At 58.0% G+C, this 21,208-nt stretch carries 21 protein-coding genes and 1 other RNA gene; 8 read left to right on the forward strand and 14 right to left on the reverse strand.

Annotated features, from left to right (window positions below; all coding sequences use genetic code 11):
- Positions 1–726: 726 nt before the first annotated feature.
- The 5 genes from ssrA to ftsE form a co-directional block, all read right to left on the reverse strand.
- Positions 727–1,107: a transfer-messenger RNA gene (ssrA, locus tag MHY08_RS09290) on the reverse strand.
- 62 nt (positions 1,108–1,169) lie between these two features.
- Complete coding sequence (locus MHY08_RS09295; RefSeq protein ID WP_239236391.1) at positions 1,170–1,526, reverse strand: DUF488 domain-containing protein; 357 nt, start codon at positions 1,524–1,526, stop codon at positions 1,170–1,172.
- Entirely contained in the window at positions 1,519–2,022 is a 504-nt protein-coding gene (smpB, locus tag MHY08_RS09300) for an SsrA-binding protein SmpB (protein ID WP_005322310.1), read from the reverse strand. The genes MHY08_RS09295 and smpB overlap by 8 nt, the downstream gene beginning before the upstream one ends.
- Before the next feature lie 44 nt (positions 2,023–2,066).
- Positions 2,067–2,969, reverse strand: coding sequence for a permease-like cell division protein FtsX (ftsX, locus tag MHY08_RS09305; RefSeq protein ID WP_239236395.1), 903 nt, complete (start codon positions 2,967–2,969; stop codon positions 2,067–2,069).
- Positions 2,966–3,655 (reverse strand): cell division ATP-binding protein FtsE, encoded by a 690-nt coding sequence (ftsE, locus tag MHY08_RS09310; protein WP_204609863.1) that lies wholly within the window; start codon positions 3,653–3,655, stop codon positions 2,966–2,968. Before ftsE ends, ftsX begins: the two co-directional genes overlap by 4 nt.
- Positions 3,656–3,763: 108 nt before the next feature.
- Between ftsE and MHY08_RS09315 the strand changes: the two genes are divergently transcribed.
- A complete protein-coding gene (locus MHY08_RS09315; protein ID WP_239236398.1) occupies positions 3,764–5,383 on the forward strand; it encodes an AbgT family transporter in 1,620 nt (539 codons plus the stop codon).
- An 83-nt stretch (positions 5,384–5,466) separates the two neighbouring features.
- Here the strand turns inward: MHY08_RS09315 and prfB are convergent, their stop codons facing one another.
- Positions 5,467–6,570 (reverse strand): peptide chain release factor 2, encoded by a 1,104-nt coding sequence (gene prfB / locus MHY08_RS09320; protein WP_204609865.1) that lies wholly within the window; start codon positions 6,568–6,570, stop codon positions 5,467–5,469.
- Between the two features lie 60 nt (positions 6,571–6,630).
- On the opposite strand from prfB, the gene MHY08_RS09325 reads away from it, so the two are divergent.
- Together MHY08_RS09325 and hisN are read left to right on the forward strand one after the other, a co-directional pair.
- Positions 6,631–7,467 carry an inositol monophosphatase family protein gene (locus MHY08_RS09325; RefSeq protein ID WP_005322319.1) on the forward strand — a complete coding sequence of 279 codons (837 nt, stop codon included), beginning with the start codon at positions 6,631–6,633 and terminating at the stop codon, positions 7,465–7,467.
- Entirely contained in the window at positions 7,460–8,242 is a 783-nt protein-coding gene (gene hisN / locus MHY08_RS09330) for a histidinol-phosphatase (RefSeq protein ID WP_239236400.1), read from the forward strand. The genes MHY08_RS09325 and hisN overlap by 8 nt, the downstream gene beginning before the upstream one ends.
- Before the next feature lie 236 nt (positions 8,243–8,478).
- Here hisN and MHY08_RS09335 read toward each other — a convergent pair whose 3' ends face one another.
- Positions 8,479–9,567, reverse strand: coding sequence for a S1 family peptidase (locus MHY08_RS09335; RefSeq protein WP_239236402.1), 1,089 nt, complete (start codon positions 9,565–9,567; stop codon positions 8,479–8,481).
- Positions 9,568–9,716: 149 nt separating this feature from the next.
- On the opposite strand from MHY08_RS09335, the gene MHY08_RS09340 reads away from it, so the two are divergent.
- Positions 9,717–10,160, forward strand: coding sequence for a DUF1990 family protein (locus MHY08_RS09340; RefSeq protein WP_239194215.1), 444 nt, complete (start codon positions 9,717–9,719; stop codon positions 10,158–10,160).
- Between the two features lie 66 nt (positions 10,161–10,226).
- On the opposite strand, the gene MHY08_RS09345 is transcribed toward MHY08_RS09340, so the two are convergent.
- From MHY08_RS09345 to MHY08_RS09370, 6 genes are all read right to left on the reverse strand, one after another.
- A complete protein-coding gene (locus MHY08_RS09345) occupies positions 10,227–10,955 on the reverse strand; it encodes a kinesin (RefSeq protein WP_239194216.1) in 729 nt (242 codons plus the stop codon).
- 24 nt (positions 10,956–10,979) lie between these two features.
- Positions 10,980–11,792, reverse strand: a complete 813-nt coding sequence (locus MHY08_RS09350) for an ABC transporter ATP-binding protein (protein ID WP_239236404.1) — start codon at positions 11,790–11,792, stop codon at positions 10,980–10,982.
- A 2-nt stretch (positions 11,793–11,794) separates the two neighbouring features.
- Positions 11,795–12,778 (reverse strand): iron ABC transporter permease, encoded by a 984-nt coding sequence (locus MHY08_RS09355; protein WP_239236405.1) that lies wholly within the window; start codon positions 12,776–12,778, stop codon positions 11,795–11,797.
- Positions 12,768–13,700 (reverse strand): iron ABC transporter permease, encoded by a 933-nt coding sequence (locus MHY08_RS09360; protein ID WP_255710473.1) that lies wholly within the window; start codon positions 13,698–13,700, stop codon positions 12,768–12,770. Before MHY08_RS09360 ends, MHY08_RS09355 begins: the two co-directional genes overlap by 11 nt.
- Positions 13,701–13,729: 29 nt before the next feature.
- Positions 13,730–14,605, reverse strand: a complete 876-nt coding sequence (locus MHY08_RS09365) for an ABC transporter substrate-binding protein (RefSeq protein WP_049157735.1) — start codon at positions 14,603–14,605, stop codon at positions 13,730–13,732.
- 166 nt (positions 14,606–14,771) lie between these two features.
- A protein-coding gene (locus MHY08_RS09370) for an IS3 family transposase (RefSeq protein WP_370658797.1) occupies positions 14,772–16,114 on the reverse strand; the annotation gives its coding sequence in 2 pieces (ribosomal slippage) (positions 14,772–15,673 and positions 15,673–16,114; 1,344 coding nt in all).
- A gap of 156 nt (positions 16,115–16,270) precedes the next feature.
- Here MHY08_RS09370 and MHY08_RS09375 point away from each other — a divergent pair.
- From MHY08_RS09375 to MHY08_RS09385, 3 genes are read left to right on the forward strand one after another with little or no spacing between them, the layout of a single operon-like run.
- Positions 16,271–16,633 carry a MobC family plasmid mobilization relaxosome protein gene (locus tag MHY08_RS09375; protein WP_005293765.1) on the forward strand — a complete coding sequence of 121 codons (363 nt, stop codon included), beginning with the start codon at positions 16,271–16,273 and terminating at the stop codon, positions 16,631–16,633.
- Positions 16,614–18,224: a relaxase/mobilization nuclease domain-containing protein gene (locus tag MHY08_RS09380; RefSeq protein WP_239236407.1), complete on the forward strand. Its 1,611-nt coding sequence runs from the start codon at positions 16,614–16,616 to the stop codon at positions 18,222–18,224. The genes MHY08_RS09375 and MHY08_RS09380 overlap by 20 nt, the downstream gene beginning before the upstream one ends.
- Positions 18,202–18,738, forward strand: coding sequence for a hypothetical protein (locus MHY08_RS09385; protein WP_224783739.1), 537 nt, complete (start codon positions 18,202–18,204; stop codon positions 18,736–18,738). Before MHY08_RS09380 ends, MHY08_RS09385 begins: the two co-directional genes overlap by 23 nt.
- A 169-nt stretch (positions 18,739–18,907) precedes the next feature.
- Here MHY08_RS09385 and MHY08_RS09390 read toward each other — a convergent pair whose 3' ends face one another.
- A complete protein-coding gene (locus MHY08_RS09390; protein ID WP_063938611.1) occupies positions 18,908–20,467 on the reverse strand; it encodes a SulP family inorganic anion transporter in 1,560 nt (519 codons plus the stop codon).
- Between the two features lie 169 nt (positions 20,468–20,636).
- On the opposite strand from MHY08_RS09390, the gene MHY08_RS09395 reads away from it, so the two are divergent.
- Positions 20,637–21,041 carry a MerR family transcriptional regulator gene (locus MHY08_RS09395; RefSeq protein ID WP_034664654.1) on the forward strand — a complete coding sequence of 135 codons (405 nt, stop codon included), beginning with the start codon at positions 20,637–20,639 and terminating at the stop codon, positions 21,039–21,041.
- Positions 21,042–21,208 lie beyond the last annotated feature (167 nt).

Below are 21,208 nucleotides of genomic sequence, written 5' to 3' on the forward strand. Positions count from 1 at the left end.
CGTGAAAAGCCCGAAACCCAACAAACAAACAAACCACCACAAACCACAAAAGCCTGTGCTGGCGTCCAAAAAATTACTACAAAGAAAAAATACAGTTCCCTCAACCCGACGGGGTCAAAAAAGAGGAAACCAAAAAGTTGAACACAATCACATGCCAACCAATCCATCTCAATGCAGCCGAAACACCAAACAGCATTCAAATAGGTACGTGTTCCACATACCCAACCGGCACACACCAACCAACAAACCACTAAGCCTGCTGGCAGACAAACCAATCAACACACAACCATGCACACAAAAAATAAAAAGTACATTGGCACACTATTGAGTTCTCAAACATCATCCGCACACCACAAAAAAATTAACCTACCGTTAACCTCTCGTTGGCGGCTCGTACAAACTTACTCAACTCAATGAACCCTGTCAAATCCTTGAACCAAGTCCGCACGAAATTCGCTCAAAAGTAACCTCCCGGCTACCTCGCGGCGACTTCGATTAATGTAGTCCAACCCCTCCAACAATGACAAATCCCCAGCACAGTGCGGATTTCCCGCACCACATGCCAGAGCAACTCCGCGCCAGAAGGCAGGATTCGGTGGGCGACTTAAGCCATATAGAAGGCCCCAACTCCACTGCGAGATTGCCTTCCCCCAATGCCGCAGGAGAGGGTTCGCAGATCTAAAAGCCATTGCATGGAAAAAGGCCCCCGATTTCTCGGGGGCCTATTGGTGGAGCTGCCGGGAATTGAACCCGGGTCCTTCGTCACCTTGCCAGGGCTTCTCCGTGCGCAGTCCGCACAGAATCTCTGCTCGGCCCTCCGGATCGGGCGAACGCGTCCGGATGATGGGCCCAGTCACCAGTAAAAGTCCCGACTGGTCCTGATGACCCGGCCAGCCGGCTAGTTCCTTAGTCGATGCCAGGTTCTAGGTCAGGAACGAAACCTAGGCTGACAGACACGCGTCGCTGTAATTAGGCAGCGAGGGCGTAGTCACGCTGAGAGTTCTTCTCTGCGTTTATTGGTTGCTACGACGCTTAAACGGTGGTCGTTAGCCTGCACCGGCACGCTTCCCCTGGCGCAGTGCACGAAGTCGAAACCAAATCAACCCCATGCTGTAGGGACGGGATAGTGCATCTTCCCTACGGTTCGTTCAACACTACCCCACCCACTTTTATTTCCTCAAGTGCTCCTCTAACCATTCCTTGAGGACTACCGCATGGTTGACCGTGCGGTTGGCGGCGGCGAAGAGGAGGGTGGCGTCGGCAAGCGCACGCAGCTGGGCGAGCTCGTCGGAGTCATTGTCGTCGAGCTCGGCCTTGTAGCGGCGGGCAAACTCGTCGAAGCGATCCTCGTCGTGGTTCCACCACTTGCGCAGCTCGGGGCTCGGCGCGACGTCCTTGAACCACTCGTCGTAGACCAGGTCGCTCTTGGCGACGCCCCGGGGCCACATCCGATCCACCAGCACCCCAGTGCCTTCGATAGTGTCCTCGCCCTTGACTACATCGTGAACCTTCGCCGTCTTAAACATTGATGCCCTTCACGCGGCGGCCGAGCTCGCGGGAAATTTCGCGGTCTTGGTCGCGACGCTTAATATCCTCTCGCTTGTCATAGTCCTGCTTACCTTGAGCCAGCGCGAGCGAAAGCTTCGCGTAGCCATTCTTGAGGTAGACCTTGAGCGGGACCAAGGTCTTATTACCGTTGCGCACCTGCCCGTAAAGCTTGTCGATCTCGCGGCGGTGCAGCAAAAGCTTGCGAGTGCGCCGCGGGCTGTGGTTCGTCCACGAGCCCATGGAATATTCCGGGATGTGCAGGTTGCGCAGGTACACCTCGCCATCATCGATGGTAGCGAAGGCATCATTAAGCGAGATTTTTCCCTCCCGCAGGGATTTGATCTCGGTGCCGAGCAGGACGATGCCGCACTCGTATTCCTCGAGGATCTTGTAGTCATGCCGGGCCCGGCGGTTAGTAGCGAGCGTTGCTTCGCCGGACGCCGCCTTCTTATTCTTCTTGCCCTTCTTAGCCATAATTATGGCAGTGTAGTGCCCTTTTAGCCGGCCCAGCAAACGGGCTATTTGCGCACATAGGACCGCAGGGCGATATGTGCTGTGACGGCGGTGACCACCAGCGCCAGCAAGCCCACGAGAGGCAGGGCAATCCAGAGGTCGCCAGACTTCATGGGGGCGAGCAGCTGGGATTCATACAGCCCTTGCAGGGATGGGTCCACCACTTGGGATTTGCCCAGAAAAATCCCGGCGCCACCCAAGACCACGCCGATGAGCGAGGCCAGCACTGCTTCCAGTACGAACGGCGCCTGCGTCATCCACCGGCTCGCGCCCACCATGCGCATGATTTCCGTTTCGCGGGTGCGGTGGAACGCGGCGATCTGCACCATATTGGCCACCAAGAAGATGGCCGCCACGGACATCACAATAGCCAGCACAAAGGTGGCATTGCGGATAGAGTCCAGGTTGCTTGCGGCATCGCGCACTTCTTGCTGCTGGTCGACGACATCCTCTACCGCCGGGTTATCCCTAATCGCATCGATCGCAGAAGCGTCTTCTGGTTCCTTCAGGCGCACGTGGAACGCTGCCGGCAGCGCATCGGGCGAGGTTTGTTCCACCATGACGGGGTCGGTGTCTTGGAAGAGTTCCTTGAATCGCTCATAGGATTCCGCGCGGTTGCGGTATTCCACGGACTCGACGGAATCATCCGCGTCGAGCTGTCCCTGGAGATCCGCGCAGGCCGGGGTCACGCAATCCTGGTCACCAGCGGAAATATCCTCGTTAAGCTGGACCATAACCTCAACGCGGTCGAGGTAGATCTCCTTGGTGTCCTTGGTCAGGTTGGTCACCATGATGCCGGCAACAACGAGGCCTACCGCAATAGCGGTGGTGATGATCATGGCGATGGTCATGGTCAGGTTGCGGCCAAGGCCCTTGGTGGCCTCGCGGAAAATAAAACCTAGCTTCATGCTTCCCCCTCGTACGTCGCCTCGTGCTCATCGCGCACGAGGACTCCATTGCGCAGCTCCAGCACGCGCTTGCGTGCCCCATTGACGGCGCGGGCATTGTGGGTGGACATCACCACTGTGGTGCCACGGCGGTTGATGCCCAGCAGCAAGTCCATGATCTCGTCGGCGGTGGAGGGATCGAGGTTGCCCGTGGGTTCGTCGGCAAGCAAAAGCTTCGGCCGATTGACCACCGCGCGGGCAATGGCCACGCGCTGCTGCTCGCCACCGGAAAGCTCGTGCGGATACGCATCGCGGCGATCCTCTAGGCCAACCAGATCCAAGACCTGCGGGACCGAGGTGGAGATGCGGTACTTGCTCTTGCCAATAACCTCCAACGCAAAGGCCACGTTTTGGTACACCGTCAGCTTGGGCAGCAGGCGGAAGTCCTGGAAAACATAGCCAATGGACTGGCGCAGCACGTTAATCTGCTTGCCGGAAAGCTTGTTGACGTGGAAGTCATCAAAATAAATATCGCCCTTGGTCACATTGCTATAGCGCACCATGAGCTCCAGGAAAGTGGACTTACCGGAGCCGGACGGGCCGATGAGAAAGGCGAATTCACCATCCGCGATCTCGAAAGACACCCCATCGAGCGCTGGGCGAGACTCGGCGGAGTAGGCCTTAGTCACGTTGTCGAATCTAATCACGCGAATCACTGTAGCAACTAAAGTTGACACCACGCTGTGAACTGTATTTAAGTAATGTGGTCTAAGACACTAATTTGTTCCGACCGATCGACAGGAAGTGCCGATACAATGGCCGAAACCGAAACTAAAGAAAAACCACGTTCTGCAAGCGGCTTCCTGGGCACTGTAGAAAAGATTGGCAATAAGCTGCCGGATCCATTCTGGCTCTTCGTCATCCTCGCAGCCATAGTCGCTGTGACCTCGTGGCTGGGGCACCTCATTGGCATGACCGCTGAGGACCCCAAGACCGGCGAGACCATCGAAGTAGAATCCCTGCTGACCACCGAGAATATCTCACGCATGGTTACTGATGCAGTGGAGAACTTCACCAGCTTCCCGCCGCTCGGCGTCATCCTTGCCGTGATGCTCGGCGTGGCTGTGGCAGAGCAGTCTGGCCTGCTTTCCGCGTTGGTGCGCGCGATGGTGACCAAGGTCAGCGCCAAAATGCTGACCTTCGTGGTGGCGCTGGCCGGCGTGACCGGCTCCGTGGCCTCTGATGCCATCTACGTCATCCTGATCCCGCTGGGCGCAATGGCCTTCCACGCCGTGGGCCGCTCCCCCATCGTGGGCGCGATGGTGGCCTTTGCGGCATCGTCTGCCGGCTTTAATGCCTCGCTGATTCTGAATATCACTGACCTCCTGCTGGCGGGTATTTCTACCCCGGCCGCACAGTTTGTGGACCCGGAATATGAGGTCAGCCCGCTGGCCAATATATTCTTCGTTATCCCTTCTGCCGTGGTGCTCTCCCTCATCATTACCGCGGTCACGGAATTCCTCATGGTCAAAAAGGCCCGCGAGCTCGTGGACCATGACCACATCAATTATGAAGAGGTATCTTTCTCCAAGGCCGCTGGTGGTTCCGGCGCGGACGCGGAAGAGGATGGTGAGTACGACTTCACCGATGATGAAGAGGCGATGCGCATCAAGCCCAACGAACAGCGCGGTTTGATTGCTTCCGGCATCGCGCTCCTGCTCTTCTTGGCCGCCTTCTTTGCCTTGCTCTTTATCCCCGGCTCCCCGCTGGCAAGCCAAGGGGATAGCTTCATGGAGTCGCCGCTCATTAGCGCCATCGCGGTGCCGATTGCCCTGGCTTTCTTGGTATGCGGCATCGTCTACGGCTTGGCTGCTGGCACCGTGAAATCCTTTGCCGATGTCCCGGAGTTTATGGCCAAGGGCATCGAGACCCTCGTTCCCATGCTGGTCCTCTTCTTCGCCGTCGCTCAGTTCCTCGCCTGGTTCGAGTGGTCCAACCTCGGCGTATGGACCGCCATCAAGGGCTCCGAGCTGCTCCAGCACTGGTCCCTGCCGCCGCTGGTCATGTTCGCCGCACTGGTGGCCATGGTCGCGCTGCTTAACCTCTTCATCACCTCCGGTTCCGCCCAGTGGGCGCTGATGGCCCCGGTCATCGTGCCGATGATGATGTATGTGGGCGTCTCGCCTGAGGTTTCCCAGATGCTCTTCCGTATCGGTGACTCTCCGACGAATATCATCACCCCAATGTCGCCCTACTTCGCGCTGGCGTTGACCTTCCTGCAGCGCTACTACAAGCACGCGGGTGTGGGTACTTTGATGTCGCTGGCGCTGCCCTATTCCCTCTGCATGATCGTGGGTTGGTTCGCCTTCTTCGTCATCTGGTACCTCATCGGCATCCCGCTGGGACCGGGCGCGCCGATGGACTACGCGGGTTAAGTCCATAGAGATCAGGCCGAACTGAGGATTTTCTCCCCTCAGTTCGGCCTTTTCACGTTCAATTCAGCCCGATCAGTATGGACCTAAGCTTGATCTTCTTGTTGCTGCATGCGCCAGCGGATACCGGATTCAAGGAAGCCATCGATATCGCCATCGAGCACCTTGGAGGGATCGCCCACCTCAAAATTGGTGCGTAAGTCTTTGACCATCTGATACGGGTGCAGCACGTAGGAGCGCATCTGATTGCCCCAAGAGGCGTTGCCACCGGCGCCCAACGCATCGAGCTCAGCTTGTTCCTCTTGGCGCTTGCGTTCCAGTAGCTTTGCCTGCAGCACGCGCATGGCCGAGGCCTTATTTTGAATCTGCGACTTTTCGTTCTGGCAGGTCACCACAATGCCGGTGGGAATGTGGGTCAGGCGCACCGCCGAGTCGGTGGTATTGACAGACTGGCCGCCCGGACCAGAAGAACGATAGACATCGACGCGCACCTCTGAATCCGGCACCTCAATCGAGTCAGTCTGCTCCACCACCGGAAGCACCTCTACCTCGGCGAAGGAGGTCTGGCGCCGCCCTTGGTTATCAAAGGGCGAGATGCGCACCAGGCGGTGCGCTCCCTGCTCCACGGAGAGCTGACCGTACATGTATTCACCGTGGACGACAAAGGTCGCGGACTTGATACCGGCCTCCTCCGCATAGGAGATGTCATAGACATCAACCTTGTGGCCGTGCTTTTCCGCCCAGCGCGTGTACATGCGCATGAGCATTTCGGCCCAGTCGGCCGCGTCCACACCGCCGGCACCGGAGCGGATATTGATAACCGCCTCACGCGGGTCATACTCACCAGAAAGCATGGTGGTGACCTCCAGCGATTCGATGGCAGACTCCAAGGAATCGAGCTCATCATCCGCCAGGGAGGTATCGCCCTCTTCTTCCGCGAGTTCGTACATCACGGGCATGTCCTCTAAGCGCCCGCGCAGCGATTCCAACTTGCGGACCTTGGCCTGCGCTGCGGAAAGCTCGGAGGTGATCTGTTGCGCGTGGGCGGGGTCATCCCACAGGGATGGGTCGCCGGCTTGGGCCTCTAGTTCCCGAATGCGGGCAGCCAAAGCCTCCGGGTCCATGACCTTCTCGATGGTGGTCAGGGTGGTTTCCAATTGCTTGAGCCGTGCTGTTACTTCGGGACGCATAGGCCCCAATCCTACCCACCCGGCCGGCATAATTAGCCATCGGCCGCGTTTAGGGTGACAATGGTGGGCATGGATCAAAAGCCGAGCTTGCAGGAGATGATCGACGCGGTCATCAAGACCTTCATTGTCGCGCACGCGGATGACGGGGATGCGCACCTTGCGCAGGCCCTTGTCTATAACGCCGGCCGCCTGGCCTGGCGCTTGCGCGAGATGGGCGTCGACGTAGAGCAAAAGACTTCTATCTCGGACGTTGTTACGGATGCGGACCGGGCGGCCGAGCGCTTCGTTGCGGGCGTGCTCGAGGCCGTGCGTCCGGAAGACGGCATCCTCGGCGAAGAGGGTGCGGCCCGCGAGTCCCAGTCCGGCCGCACCTGGGTCATTGACCCGGTCGATGGCACCTACAATTTCTCTTCCGGCTCCGACTATTGGTGCTCTGCGCTCGCGCTTACCGACGCCACCGGGATCACCCTCGGCGCCGTCCACCGCCCCGCCATGGGCTATACCTGGTTCGGCGGCCGCGACTACCCCACTTCCCTCGACGGGAAAGAGGTGGCTCGTCTAGAGGAGAAGCCGGCCGAGCAGATTTCACTATCCACGTATCTGCACCCAACCTCGCTGGTGGATGCGGATATCCGCGGGGCATGGCAGCGCGTGGCGGAAAACTTTGCTACAGTCCGTATGCTCGGTGCCGGTTCTGTTGACCTGTCCTCCGTGGCCGATGGCACATGGGGCGCATGGATGCAGCATTCGGTGGCGGATTGGGATTGGTTCCCCGGCAAAGCCCTCGTGGAGGCGGCCGGCGGTGCTGCCCGCAAGGTAGAGGCCGGCGGCGTCGAATGGTGCTTGGCCGGCAATAAACAGGTAGTGGATCAGATGGAGGATTGGCTCCGTGGGTAAGTTCAAAGAAGACTTGGGTCTCGCGCTCGAGCTGGCGGGCCATGCCGATGTGGTGACCATGCATCGTTTCGAGGCCGCCGATCTTTCTGTCAAGGAAAAGCCGGATATGTCTCCTGTATCGGATGCAGATCTCACCTGTGAGAAGCAGATCCGCGAATCTCTCAAGCGCTCCCGCCCGCGCGATGAAGTGCTAGGCGAGGAATACGGCGGCGAGGCCTGCTATAAGGGCCGCCAGTGGGTCATCGATCCCATCGACGGCACCAAGAACTTCGTGCGTGGCGTCCCCGTATGGGCCACGCTCATCTCCCTTTTGGAAGATGGCGAACCGGTAGTTTCGGTGGTTTCCGCACCCGCCCTGCGCCGCCGTTGGTACGCAGCCAAGGGCGCTGGTACCTTCCGCGTTTTCGGCGGCGAGCCCAAGCGCTTGGGCGTATCCCACGTGGAAAAGCTCGCCGATTCTTCGCTGGCCATGAGCTCGCTGACCGGATGGGCCGAACGCGGCCTGCGCGATCAATTCCTCGCGCTCACGGACAAGACCTGGCGACTGCGCGGCTATGGTGATTTTTGGTCCTACTGCCTCGTGGCCGAAGGCGCGGTAGACATCGCCGCCGAACCCGAGGTGTCCTTGTGGGACCTCGCCGCGCCCTCCCTCATCGTGACCGAGGCCGGTGGCACGTTCACGGATCTGGACGGAAACCCCGGCCCACACGGCGGATCTGGCGTCGCCTCCAACGGCCTGCTCCACAAGCACGCCCTAGCCGCACTGCAGCGCTAGGGATTTCTCCGCAGCTGGCGTAACACGCACCTGTCGCCCAGAGTTTCGCATCCGGGTTAGCGGCGGGTGCGTGTCAATAAGGACGGCTGCACTATCGCGCGGCTCTCTGACTGGCTTCTGGATATGGCTCGCAAGTAATTCACGCTATACCCGATTGGCTGTGGTTTTAGCACCAGCCAAAGATGCACAAAGCCCGCTCCCCCCAGGCTGGGAAAGCGGGCAAAGGTTTGGCGAGGCTAGTCCTCAGGCAATGTAAAACCAGCACCTACGCCACCGCGGCGGTTCATATCCGCCAAGGCTGCATCCATGGTGTTTGCGGCGGTTGGGTTATGAACCGGCCCCTGCAGCGGGGTGCGGCACGGGAAATTCACCGGCAGGAAACCGCCGGTAATCGAGCCAATGAGGCGGCCGTTGGCAAACAGCGGTGCACCGGAATCGCCCATCATGGCGCATACCTGGTTAACCTGGATCTTCTTTGCCTGCTGATAGGTCACACCGCAGGTCTTTCCGGTGGCAACGCCCTGCTTGCACACCTGCTGGCCCGGCTTAACGCCGCCGCCCAACTCATTGACGGTTACGCCATTGTAGGAGCGGGAGACCTTGGCCTTAGAGCCGAACTCAATGACGGCGTAATCCAGGTCCTCATTCTTGGACACCACGGTGCCCGTCGGGCCAATCTGCTCCGAATCGGCGGAGGTGACCGAATCCCCCACGTTGCCGCAGTGCGCAGCGGTAAGCCCAACCTTGCGGCCAGCATTATCGTTGCCCGCCACAGTCAGGGTGCACATCATCTTCTCATCGACATAAACCGGGGTGCCGGGGCCATAAAGCGACTCGCCCTCATTCATGGCCGCAACAGATTCTTCTGGAATGCGTGGGGCATCAAAGAACGAGCCCGGCACGCGGTGCAGCACGTAGTCAGCCTGTGGCTTGCCCGCAGCTACCTTGGAAAATCCATCATTTTTCCACTTATAGTTTGGATTGGTTCCCTGCGGTTTAAACTCCGGCTGGGTGGCCTGTTCCGCTAGGCCGATGGGATTCGGGTTGGTCATCGGCTCCGCGTACTGTGCCTGCTGCGCCGTGTGCTGCACGGCTTGCTGCGCGTTGCGCACAGAGGAATCCACGGCGTCGGTGACGTTCTTATCCACCTGCGGGGTTTGGATGCCTACCCCAGCCAGGCCATCTCGGACCTGGTCAATAATCCCTGCGGAATCGAAATCCGGTTGGGGCAATTCCTGGGCGCCTGCGGCCGGGGATCCCAGGAAAAACGCACCAGCGAAAGCCGAGCCCACCAGGACTTTCTTAAGGTGCGGAATGCGAAGCATCAAGGTACCTACTTTCAGTTGTCAACATCGTGCAAGCTCGATACTGGCACGAAAAATTTGTGGAATCAGCAAACTCCTGTGACTGTGTCCAAGCCGTTATATTTCTTCCAGAATTCGGGGGTAATCACCCCTCCCCTATCATTGGGCGCATGGTCACACCGCTGTCTTATTCCGATACTTCTGGCTTCCCGCAGCTGCACATGTCACGAGTCATCGACGCTGATTTTGATACCGCCGCGCACCGGCTTTTCCGCTGGTCAATCCAACGCAGCGGCCTTTTCCGCGTGCGCCCCACCCATGACGTTGTGGAGCTCGGCGCGGAGGTCACCATGGGCCTCGGCCCATGGGATTTTTGCTGTCGCGTGGTCGATGTCTTCCACGAAGACGGCCGCTGCGGGTTCACCTACGGCACCCTCCCCGGACACCTCGAGCGCGGCGAGGAAACCTTCACCCTTGAGCGCCTGCGCGATGGTCGCACGCTGCTGCTTATCGACGCCGCCTCCGAGCCCTTCCTCCCCTTCCTGCGCCCACTTGTGGACGTGCCAAGACGCCTGCTGATTAGCCGACTCTACCTCCGCACCTTGGACGATTAGCAGGATTGCATACACGACAAAAGCCGCCTCCCCGAACCCGGGAAAGCGGCTCAATCTCAGCGCTGGTTAGTTCTTGCGCTTGTCCTCAATAGACTCGCGAGCATCGCGGACAGCGCCCTTGACGCGGTCAAAGAAGCCGCCCTTCTTCGTGGACTCCTCTTGGTACTCGTGTGCCTTGTCCTCCACGAAGCCCTTAGCGCGCTGGAAAGCATCCCCGACGGCGCTACCAGCCTCGGATGCCTTGCCCTTTAGCTGATCCAGGCGCTCAGAGGACTGCTGCCCATTGACGTTGTCCTGGTTCGGCGCAGTAGCAACACGCTCTTCGTTTGCTTCGCCTACGATGTGCTGGCTCGGTGCGTAGTCCGAGTTACCCTCGTCCAACTTTTCCTGCAGATCTGGCTGCTGCGGCGCGGAGCCGATGTGCTCTTCCTGCGCGCCACCCACGATGTGCTGGCTCGGTGCGTAGTCCGAGTTACCCTCGTCCAACTTCTCCTGCAGGTCCGGCTGCTGCGGCGCGGAGCCTACATGCTCTTCGTCGGCACCAGCGACGACGTGGTTTTGCGGCTCGTACTTGCTGGCGGTCGATTCTGCATTATCTGCAGCCTGCTTGCCTACCGGCGTGGATAGGCCGGCAGCGCCCGCGGCGCCTGCCGCTGCAGCGCCTGCACCCGCTGCAGCCGCACCGGACTGAGCGGAGGTGCCAGACTTAGCTGCCGAAGACACGGAGTCTTCAGATGCCAGGTACTTGTATTCGTTGCGGTCCAGGTCGACTTCGTGGCCTAGGTTATTCGCCATTGCTTCGTACTCCTTTAAATAGATTTATCTTCTCCCCTCTAGGGTTCCAGAAAGTTCAGGAGCGTGCACGGAAATGGGTATGGGAAAGCGTCGACCGGTGGATGGATCAGTCATCTCTAAACACTCAACATAGAAGGTTTCGCGTACGAGTTCAGCGGTCATTACCTCCTCGGTAGGCCCTTCGGCCACAATGCGTCCCTCACGCATGGCTACGATTCGATCGGCATAACGCGCGGCATGGACCATATCGTGGACCACCATGACCACTGTGGTCCCAGCGCCATTGAGGTCTCGAACCAGATCCAAAATGGACAATTGGTGCGCGGGGTCGAGGTAAGTAGTCGGCTCGTCAAGCAAGGTAATTGGCGTTTCTTGGGCCAAAGTCATAGCGAGGAAGACGCGCTGGCGCTGACCACCGGAAAGATCTGCCGCGGGGGCGTCGAGAAGCGCGCTCACCCCAGCACGCGAGGCAGCACGCTCAACCGCTGCATGATCTCCGGCCCGCATCGTCGCTAGCGCCCCTGTATAGGGATAGCGGCCGTAACCGATGACGTCACGCACTAATACCCCTTCCGGAGCCACGGGATGTTGTGGCAGAAAAGAAACTTCACGGGCAAAGGCACGCGAGGAATACTTGCTGATATTTTGGCCCGAGAGGTACACCGCGCCTGCGCTGGGCGTAAGCTGGCGGCCCAATGTCTTGAGAAGCGTCGACTTGCCGCAGCCATTCGGCCCGATCAGAGCGGTTACTTGACCACTGGATAAGTGAAGATTTACATCCTTGACCACATCGGGGCCACCGTAGCCCACGGTTAATTCGCTACACGTCAGGGTCATGTCTAGCCTCCGTTTCGCACTCGGGTCAGCCGAGTCAATAGGAAAATGAAATACGGTGCACCGATCAGCGCGATGAGCGCGCCAACGGGGAGTTCCGTGGGGGCGAAGGCCCAGCGACCGAGCGTATCGCATGCGGTCACAAGGACCGCGCCGCCCAGGGCCGCCACGGGTATTTGCCGGCGCAGGTTCGCGCCAACAACCAAGCGAGCAGCATGTGGGACGATGAGTCCGGCGAAGCCCAAGACCCCGGCCGCGGCGACTCCCGCGGCGCCGAGGATGACGGCTAATGCTACTGCTATTAGGCGCAACATCTTGGTGCTCACGCCGATGCCGGCCATGGTCGAGTCATCCAGCGCGAGCATATCCAGGTGTCTTGCCACCACCATCGAGACGGTTAGGGCGAGAAGGATAAAGGGGGCGACAATGGTGGCATCGCCAAGCGAGCGGGCGTAAAGCGAACCTTTCAACCATGTCATGGCCGCTCCTGCCTCTGGGGCGGCCCGCACCAAGAGCAATTCGGTGATGGCGCCCAGCCCAAAGGATACCGCCACCCCGGTAAGCGGCAGGCGCACCGGATCACTTGCCCCGCGTCCGGCGAGGAGAAGAACCAGCCCAGTTCCAGCCAACGCTCCAATAAAGGCTATGAAAGTCAGCAGGTGGGCCGGCAGGGCGCCTGATCCCATGAGTACCGCAACGGCCGCGAGTCCGCCGCCGGAGGTAATACCCACCGTATCTGGTGCGGCCAAAGGATTGCGTAGCGCGGACTGCAATAGACAGCCAGAGACGGCCATGGCAATACCAGCGCAGATTCCCACCAAGATCCGCGGGGCGCGGTACTTCCAGATGAGCGGCTCTCCGGTAACGAAGGCGGTGATCACCTCGCCCGGCGGTTTCATCACCGCACCGACGCCCATGCCGATGATTGCGCTCAACGCCAACGCCAGGATGAGTCCTACTAGCACCCCAACAAATCTCTTATGCCGCATGCTTCCTCCTCCCCAGCGCATGGACGGCCCACAACACTAATGGCATGCCAGCCAAAGAAGTCACGATGCCCACTGGGGTCTCGGCTGGCGCCCAGATTGCCTGGCCAACCGAATCGGCCACCAAAAGCACCGCTGCTCCAACAATTCCAGCCACGCACAGCCCCATGCGGTGGTGTGAGCCGCACACCCGCCACGCTACGGCCGCGGCCATCAACCCCAAGAAGCCAATCGGCCCAGTTGCAGCTACGGCCGGAGCAATAAGCACTACCGCCGCCACAATGGCTGCCAACCGAATGCGCTCCGGCTTCGCGCCGACAGCACCAGCCACGGCATCGCCTGCTACGAGCAAGTCCAGCGTTTTTGCACCGACTAAGGTCAAGGGAACCACGACCAGCACGGCAATCAGCGCCGGTATGATACCGCTTAGGCGCACACCGGCAAGCCGACCAGAAAGCCATGACATCACCGTAGCCAGTTGAGCTTCATCTATCACCAAGAAAATGGAGGTCAAGGCGCTACACAGCGCGGAAACGGCAACGCCAACAAGCACCATGCGCTGAATGGCACCGCTCTTACCGACGCCCACCGTCACCCCCACAGCAATCCCCGCACCCAACAGCGCACCGGGCAACTGGTCAACACTCGAGGTTTCGCTTCCTATAAACATTGCTGTTGCGACTGCGCCGAGTGCCGCACCGGAGTTCACACCAGTGATGGACGGATCGGCTAGCGGATTCGCAGTTGCCGTCCGCAGCAATAACCCGCCTACCCCTAATGCGATACCGACGACCGTGGTGGCAAGGAGACGGTCAAAGGCCACGCTATGCAGCTCTTCTTCCAGCCACGGGGTATCAGCTGGCACCTGAACATGGCGAAGCCGCCACCACCACACGAAGGCGACGGCAGCGGTTGCAAGGACCAGGCAGGCGCTGGTTTTAGTTCGAGGTGCCACTACTCTTCAGCGGCGATGATGTCATCGAGCATATGCTCGGCGGAAAGCGGCCCGCGGGCGCGCGACCAGATATCTTGGTCCACCTCTACAATGTCGCCGCTACCCTTGGCATAGGGCGTCTTTTTAAACGCATCGACGTCCTTGTACATAAAGACTAGGTCAGCCTTCATACCAGGGAGCTTATCGCCGGTCAGTTCCGCTACATCAGTCTTAGATTCGATGGATGACTTCTCACCTTCGAAGGCATAGTCATAGCCCACCTCACTTAGTAGCGACTGGGGGAAGGAAGGGTTGACCCAGGTATAGAGCATCTCACTGGACCAGCCAGCCACGACCGCACGGCTCCCCGGCTTTACCGCATCCTTGGTATGAGCAATCTTGTCCTCGATGCGCTGACGGACTTCTTTGGCCTTTTCCTCTTTACCTAGCTTGGCCGCGATCTCATCCATCGAGTCCAGCACGTCCAAGTAAGTCTCATCTGGGTAGGATTCGGTCTGCCCAATCTCTTCCAACTGCGGCATGATATCGGCTTGACGGGTAGGGCTAGCCAGGATCAGATCCGGCTCCAAGGACTGGATAACCTCTAGATTCGGCTGCTTGGCCTGGCCCACAGAGGTCGCCTGACCCAGCTGCCCTTTCAAAGTGGTCGGTGCCTCCGACTTACCGATTTCCACGATTCCCACTGGGTCCACATCGAGGGCCTTGAGAATTTCCTCGTAGCGCCAATCAAGCGCCACAACTCGCTCGATCTTCTTTTCTCCGTTTCCTTCCTTAGAAGAAGAATCAGAAGAACACGCAACAAGGCCTGCGCCTAGGGCTAGAGTGGCTACGAGTGCGATAACTGCACGCACATTCATGAAGTCTTTCTTTTGCATAGGCTTACCTTACCTAGGTAAGGGTTTGCTGTCTAGAGCCTGATTGCTACTTTCCCGCTACAGACCATGTCGCCGCACGTTCACTAGATTCCGCCCAGTAAGCAAAAATAAAAAATGGCCCTCACCGGCGAATGAACTGGCCCCCGAAAGTTGGACTGGTTTAATTCTAGGCGGTTAGGGCTTCAAGGGTCTGATTTCGATATTGCATCGGGGTCAGACCCTTGAGTCGTTGTTGGATGCGTTCGGTGTTGTACCACTGGATGTACTCGTCGATGGCCTGGTTGAACTCTGCGACGGTGTCGAAGACTTCTCCGTGGTACATCTCGGTTTTCAAGTGCCCGAAGAAATTCTCCATGACCGCGTTGTCGTAACAGTTGGCTTTACGCGACATTGACTGAACACCACCGTTGTCATGAATCAGGTTGCGCCAGGACGAATGCTGGTACTGGAAACCTTGATCGGTATGCATCATCCACCCAGGCTCAGGCGTACACGTTTTAATTGTCTTAGTTAAAGAATCGGCGGTAAACGCTGTCGACGGCGATGTAGCCACGGTGTGGGCAACGATTGAACGGTCGAACAGATCCATCACCGGTGACAGGTAGACCTTGCGGCCTGCGACCCTGAACTCGGTGACGTCGCTAACAAAGACGGTATTTGGCTTATCTGGGGTGAACTTGCGGTCAAGCGTGTTGTCGGCAATGTGGCTGATCGTCCCGTTATAAGAAACATATGGCCTGCGCCGGCGGACCTTGGCTCGAAGCCCCATTTCGCTCATGAGTTTGTAGACGAGCTTGTGGTTGACCACCCACCCCTGGTTGCGCAGGTCAAGTAGCACTCGTCGGTAGCCGTAGCGATGCTTGTTACGCTCGAAGCTTTCTAAGATCGCGTCTTTGAGCGCAGCGTGCTTATCCGGCTCGCTGAGTCGTTTCTGGTGGTAGAAGAACGTTGCTCTCGGCATGCCTGCCGCATCCAAAAGGTATTGCAGACGATGCCGTGACTTGAGGATGACAATCGCCTGAACTTTCAGGCGTGTCCCTGATTCCTCAAGTCCCGCAATTTTTTTAGATATGCGTTTTCCGCTTCCAACCGCGCGATCTGGCGACGCAGCTTCGCTTCCTCCGAGAGCGGCTTCGGCGTGACCGAGCCCTTGGGCCTGCCCTTCGGCTTCGGTTTTAGTGCCTCATCGCCACCATTACGCCATTTCCTCGACCATCCGCTGACCAGCTTCTCTGATGACAGGCCAAACTCGCGCGCAAGATTCATCGCTGTCTCACCAGAAAGGTGGCGTTGGACAACTTCCTTCTTGATTTCGAACGAATACTGCTGCTTAGTCGGTTTTTCCACAAGACATAGTCTGCCATGCAGTTTAAACCGACGATAGAGCATACGGGCGGCGTATTTGGAGACACCAAGAGCAGTAGCAGCGGCACGATAGCCTATGCCTTGCTCAAATAGTTCAACCAACTGCTCCCGCTGATGCTCACTCACCAAACTTCGGGCTCTCAATGAAAACTACTCCCCACTAATCGGAAACTGATTTCTCAGTCCAACTAATGGGGAGCAGTTCAGAGAAGCGTGACCCTTACAAACAGACTGTGGCCCTGGCTGCATCAGCAGTCGGGGCCACCCTGCCACAGTAAGCACGATAAGTAGGAGGTGGATATGCGAGACAAGTTCTCGACATATTCGCGTACAACCGTGCGCCTCGATAAGGATTTAGACCGATTTGTCGAGGAGGTCGCACGGGTCGTAGGGGTGCAAAAGGCCGTCGTGTTCCGGGAAGCTCTCTATGTCCTCGCGGAGGAGGAGAGCGTGCTGACGCAAAAGCGTTTGGCCCCGGACACGCTGCGCCGCCTGGACGAGATGAACGACCAACTGCGGCGGATTGGCGTCAATCTAAACCAGTTGGCTCGCCGCGCGAATATCGACGGCGTGGCCCCCGTGTCTGAGGCTGTAGAAAGCATTGGCTCCGAGGTTTCTTCTCTTCGCAAAGAGGTGAAGGACTTTGTCCACAATCAAGATTAACTACAGCCAGAATATCCGCGCGGCAACGGTCTACGCCGTCTATGGAACGGCAGACAATGCCCGCAAGGGTGAGGTGCGAGCCGATGTTTTATGCACGGTTCAACCTAACGCTGAATCGTTTTCTCCGGAGGCTACGGCTGGCCGTTGGTCGGGTGTGGACTTCATGGAAGCCAGTGTGGAAGAAATGGAGCGATATGCTCCGGCTCAGCGCACTGACGAAGCAATTATTTATATCCAATCGTGGGCTAAAGACGAGCTGGATAAGGATAACCCGGCCGATGTAGCTCGGGCTAATGCGGCTGGCTCAGAGCTGGCGATGCGGCTGACGCAGGGCACGGGAGTTCCGTTTACCGTGGCTACGCACACCGACAGTAAAAGCGGCTGTGTCCACAACCATATCGTCTTTGCCAACCACGATACGCAGACAAAGAAGGCTGCACCTCGGGATATGCGCAACTGGTACAAGCTGCGCAATATCAACGACGAGCTGATGCGCGATTTGGGGATGCGTGTCCTGGAGCGAGAGCCGGAAATATCGCTGCTTCCTGCTGAGCGCAGGGCACGCAAGGAGGGCAAGTCCACAGACTCGACGGGCCTGGGCGTGGATGAGCTGACCGCAGCCACGTGGGCTGATTTTGCCCGCAAGCGCATGAATGAGCTGTGCGCGGATAAACAGGTGGCAGATGCTGACGACCCACTGGCGAAGGCAGTAGAGATTGCTGGCAAATACAACCTGTCTCTAAAAGTGCAGCCCAACTCAAAAACCGAGGGTGAGTCGCTAACCGTGGCCCTGGTCGACGACGACGGCGAGGATGCCTACTTCACGAACACCACGAAGGCCGGACGTACTCGAAAGCGTAAAGCAGCTAAAGCTGGCTCAAAATTGGGCCGCAGCTACTCGCTAGAGGGTGTGACCGAACGCGTTAACGAGGCCCAATCAGCCCTTCTTGCGCGGCAGCTTGCAGCACTTCAAGCCAATTCAACCGATGACGACCTGGAGGCGAAATACGGCTCCAGCCTTCTCGATGACGAGGAGGAAGAAAACTATAACAACCAGGAGGTATTCAATCATGGTGTCAGTGACCGAGATGACGAAGCTAGCCCAAGCAGCGGCGAAAGGCAAGATGGACAGCGTCTTGAAGGTTCTCAGCCCACGCCTGGACAAGGCGGAGAAGGCTATCAAGACGCTGCAGGAGAAACTGAAGAGTCTGCCGGAGAATACAGGGGACATTCTCAGTTCTCTGCCCAGCGACTTCTCGACGAGGTTGACGCAAGCGGAAAGCGAATTAAGGAACGTAAAAAGCAATCTCGCCGCAAACAAGAACTACGTGAGCAGCAGTCACTTCCAAGTAACGATGATGGAAGTGCAGCAGATGATCACCGGGCTGATAAGGAACATCGAGGATCTGCCCAACGGCCTGGAGGGGGTAAAAGGGTACCTAATCGAGATAAGCGAGCAGATGTCGCGTCTGACAAGGATGCAACAGCTGGTACTCAAAGCAGCCGAAAGCCCCATCCATCTCGACAAGGATTCCAGCCAAGCAGTAGCCCAGAGCCTGAACGCTCAGATGACTTCGAGCCTGACTTCTAGCCTGGAACCGCTGGTAGAAGTAGCTGTATCTGAGGCAATGTCGAAAGAGTCCGAAAGCCTGCACAAGGCAGCAGAAGCATCTAAGAAGGCTCGCAGCGCCCTGCTCCAGGAGAAGGAGTCCAACGAAAAGCTGCTGGAGAAGATACGTGCAGAGCGCAAAAAGTACAACGACGACATGGAAAAGTCGAACACGAACTTTATTAAGGCCTGCATGTCTGCCTCGTGGATTGCAGCCAGTGTTCTCTTCGTTGCTATCGCACTCGTTGCTGTCGGAGCCTTGGGGAACGGGCTGCTAAGTATGCTCGGCATACCCGACGGCGTGTCTGCCTTGTGGGGTCACGTCCAGGAGGCCAACGGCATCGGCCCAACACTGGGCTGGTTGGCGTTAACACTTATCGTCATAGGGGTTCTTATAGCGCTTATGACCTGGATGTTGTCCCAGGCTGCGCCGGGTATTGCTCACTTAGTCGAGGAATACCGTCGCAATCACCCGAGGAAAGAAACGAACCACTAACTAGAACACGTGCACCGTAAAAAGTAAAAATCCCCACAACACAGCGTAGCGGTTAACCGCTACGCTTCTTTTATGCTCTTCCTATGCCCCAACTTTGCAACAGCACCAATAAACTGGCGCCCCGGTTATAAGTTGGGGCGCCAAGTCGATGAGCTCGAGTCGGGGGATGTTAGTGGCCGGTGCCAAGCCGGCCAGACAGGCGGTTCAGCCGGTCCTGACTGGGACCGTCGAGCCCGATAATGGACACGGTTTTGCCTCTGTCCTGGAACTTCTGCGTAATCGCGTCAAAGGTCGCGACCGTGGAGGCATCCCAGATCTCCGCCTCAGTGAGATCAATAGTGATATGACGGGCAGAATCGGTGTAATCAAAGCGATAAACCAGGTCATTGCTTGATGCCCAAAACAACTGGCCATGCACCCGGTAGGTACGAGTATCAATCTCGCCATCGCCGTCGCCGTCGATCTCGGAGACCTTTTCAATGGAAGCGATATGTGCCATCCGACGGGCGAACATGATCATCGCGGTGACCACACCCAACACCACACCAATGGCCAGGTTGCTGGTGGCTAGGGTGGCAATAATCGTCACGGCCATAACAATGGTCTCAGAGACCGGCATGAGTTTAAGGGTGCGTGGATGCACCGAGTGCCAGTCGATGGTGCCGACCGAGACCATGATCATGATTGCCACCAGCGCAGCCATCGGGATCATGCCAACGATGTCGCCCAGTGCCAGGACCAGGACCAGCAGGAACACACCGGCTAACAGGGTGGATAGGCGGGTACGTGCCCCGGATTCGCGGACGTTGATCATGGTTTGACCGATCATCGCGCAGCCACCCATGCCGCCGAAGAAACCGGAGGCAATATTAGCCACCCCCTGTCCCCAGGATTCACGAGTTTTATCGGAATGAGTGTCGGTGATGTCATCGACGAGCTTGGCGGTCATCAACGATTCCATGAGACCGACCACGGCCATGGCCAGGGCATAAGGCGCGATGATCTGCAGGGTCTCCAACGTCCACGGCACGTTCGGAATAAACAGGGACGGTAAGGTCTCCGGCATCTTGCCCATGTCCGAGACCGTCGGGACAGTCAAACCGGCGGCAATGACCAAACCGGTGAGCACGATAATCGTGACCAGCGGGGCGGGGATCACACTGGTGAGCTTGGGGAAGAAAATCATGATCACCACACCCAAGCCGACGAGTGGGTAGACTATCCAAGGCACATCAATGAGGTGTTCGAGTTGGGCGGTGAAAATCATAATGCCCAGTGCATTGACGAAACCCAGCATCACCGATCGGGGGATAAAACGCTGAAGTTTCGCCACACCGAGGGCGCCGAGCACGATTTGTAGGACACCGCCCAACAGGACGGTGGCGATGAAATAATCCATCCCGTAACCACGCGCCACAGGAGCAATGACTAGGGCAATAGCCCCGGTGGCGCCGGTGGTCATTGCCGGGCGGCCACCGGTAAAGGCGATCGCAATGGCCATGACTACCGAGGAAAACAGACCCATGGCTGGGTCAACACCGGCAAGGATGGAAAAGGCAATGGCCTCAGGGATCAGCGCCAGGGATACCGCCAGTCCGGCCAGAATCTCTATACGGATACGGGCGGGGGAAGAAAATGCGTAACGGAAGGATGCGATGATCCCGGTAGGGGCATCAGCGCCGTCTGGACTCAGGAGGGGGCGGGGGGCCGCCGTGCTAGTTTCAGTCATAGATGTCCAATCTTTGAGGGGATAGGTAACTGGGCGAACGCCCGAAAGGAATCCAACCCTCTAGTAACTTTAGGTTTGGTGATGGTAGTCATGGTAGCGGGAGTTTTACTCAACCGCCAACCCAGGCACAGGAACCTGTGGGCAACATCACCGTGAAGGAGAACAGGCAATGCAAAACAGTAATTTCAAGATCGGCGAGGTCGTTGACCAGACGGGGTTGTCGATTCCCACCTTGCGTTATTATGACAACGTCGGCCTGATTACCCCATCGGGGCGTAGCCCTGGTGGGTTCAGGCTTTATAGTGAAGCTGATGTACGTCGTGTTTTGCTGGTGCGACGGATGAAACCGCTGGGGTTTACTCTGGATCAGATGCGGGAATTCCTGGAAGCTGCGGAGATTCTTCATAGTTCAGATGGCGGGCAGGAAAGTGATACCGCACAGCAGGCACGGAGTAATGCCAAGGCCACCCTTGCCGACATTCGTGAGGAGACGCGCACCCGCTACGAAAAGCTACGCAAGCAAATTGCCTACGCTGAGGAATTCCTCGATCTGGTCAACACCCTGGCACCCTAAACTGCCCCCATCCTTCGCAGGGAGAAAAAGACCATCGTATTGAATGCGCTCTGTCGAATCGCGTTCCAGATGAAGTGGACGAACGTCCGCGGCCTCTCCGGAGTGGATGGCGATAGTACAGAGGACTTCTGAAATCCGTGCAGACGACTCCTCAAAACGACACAGTC

It is taken from the genome of Corynebacterium sp. ACRPJ (assembly GCF_022347345.1).
GTDB classification, from domain to species: domain Bacteria; phylum Actinomycetota; class Actinomycetes; order Mycobacteriales; family Mycobacteriaceae; genus Corynebacterium; species Corynebacterium tuberculostearicum_D.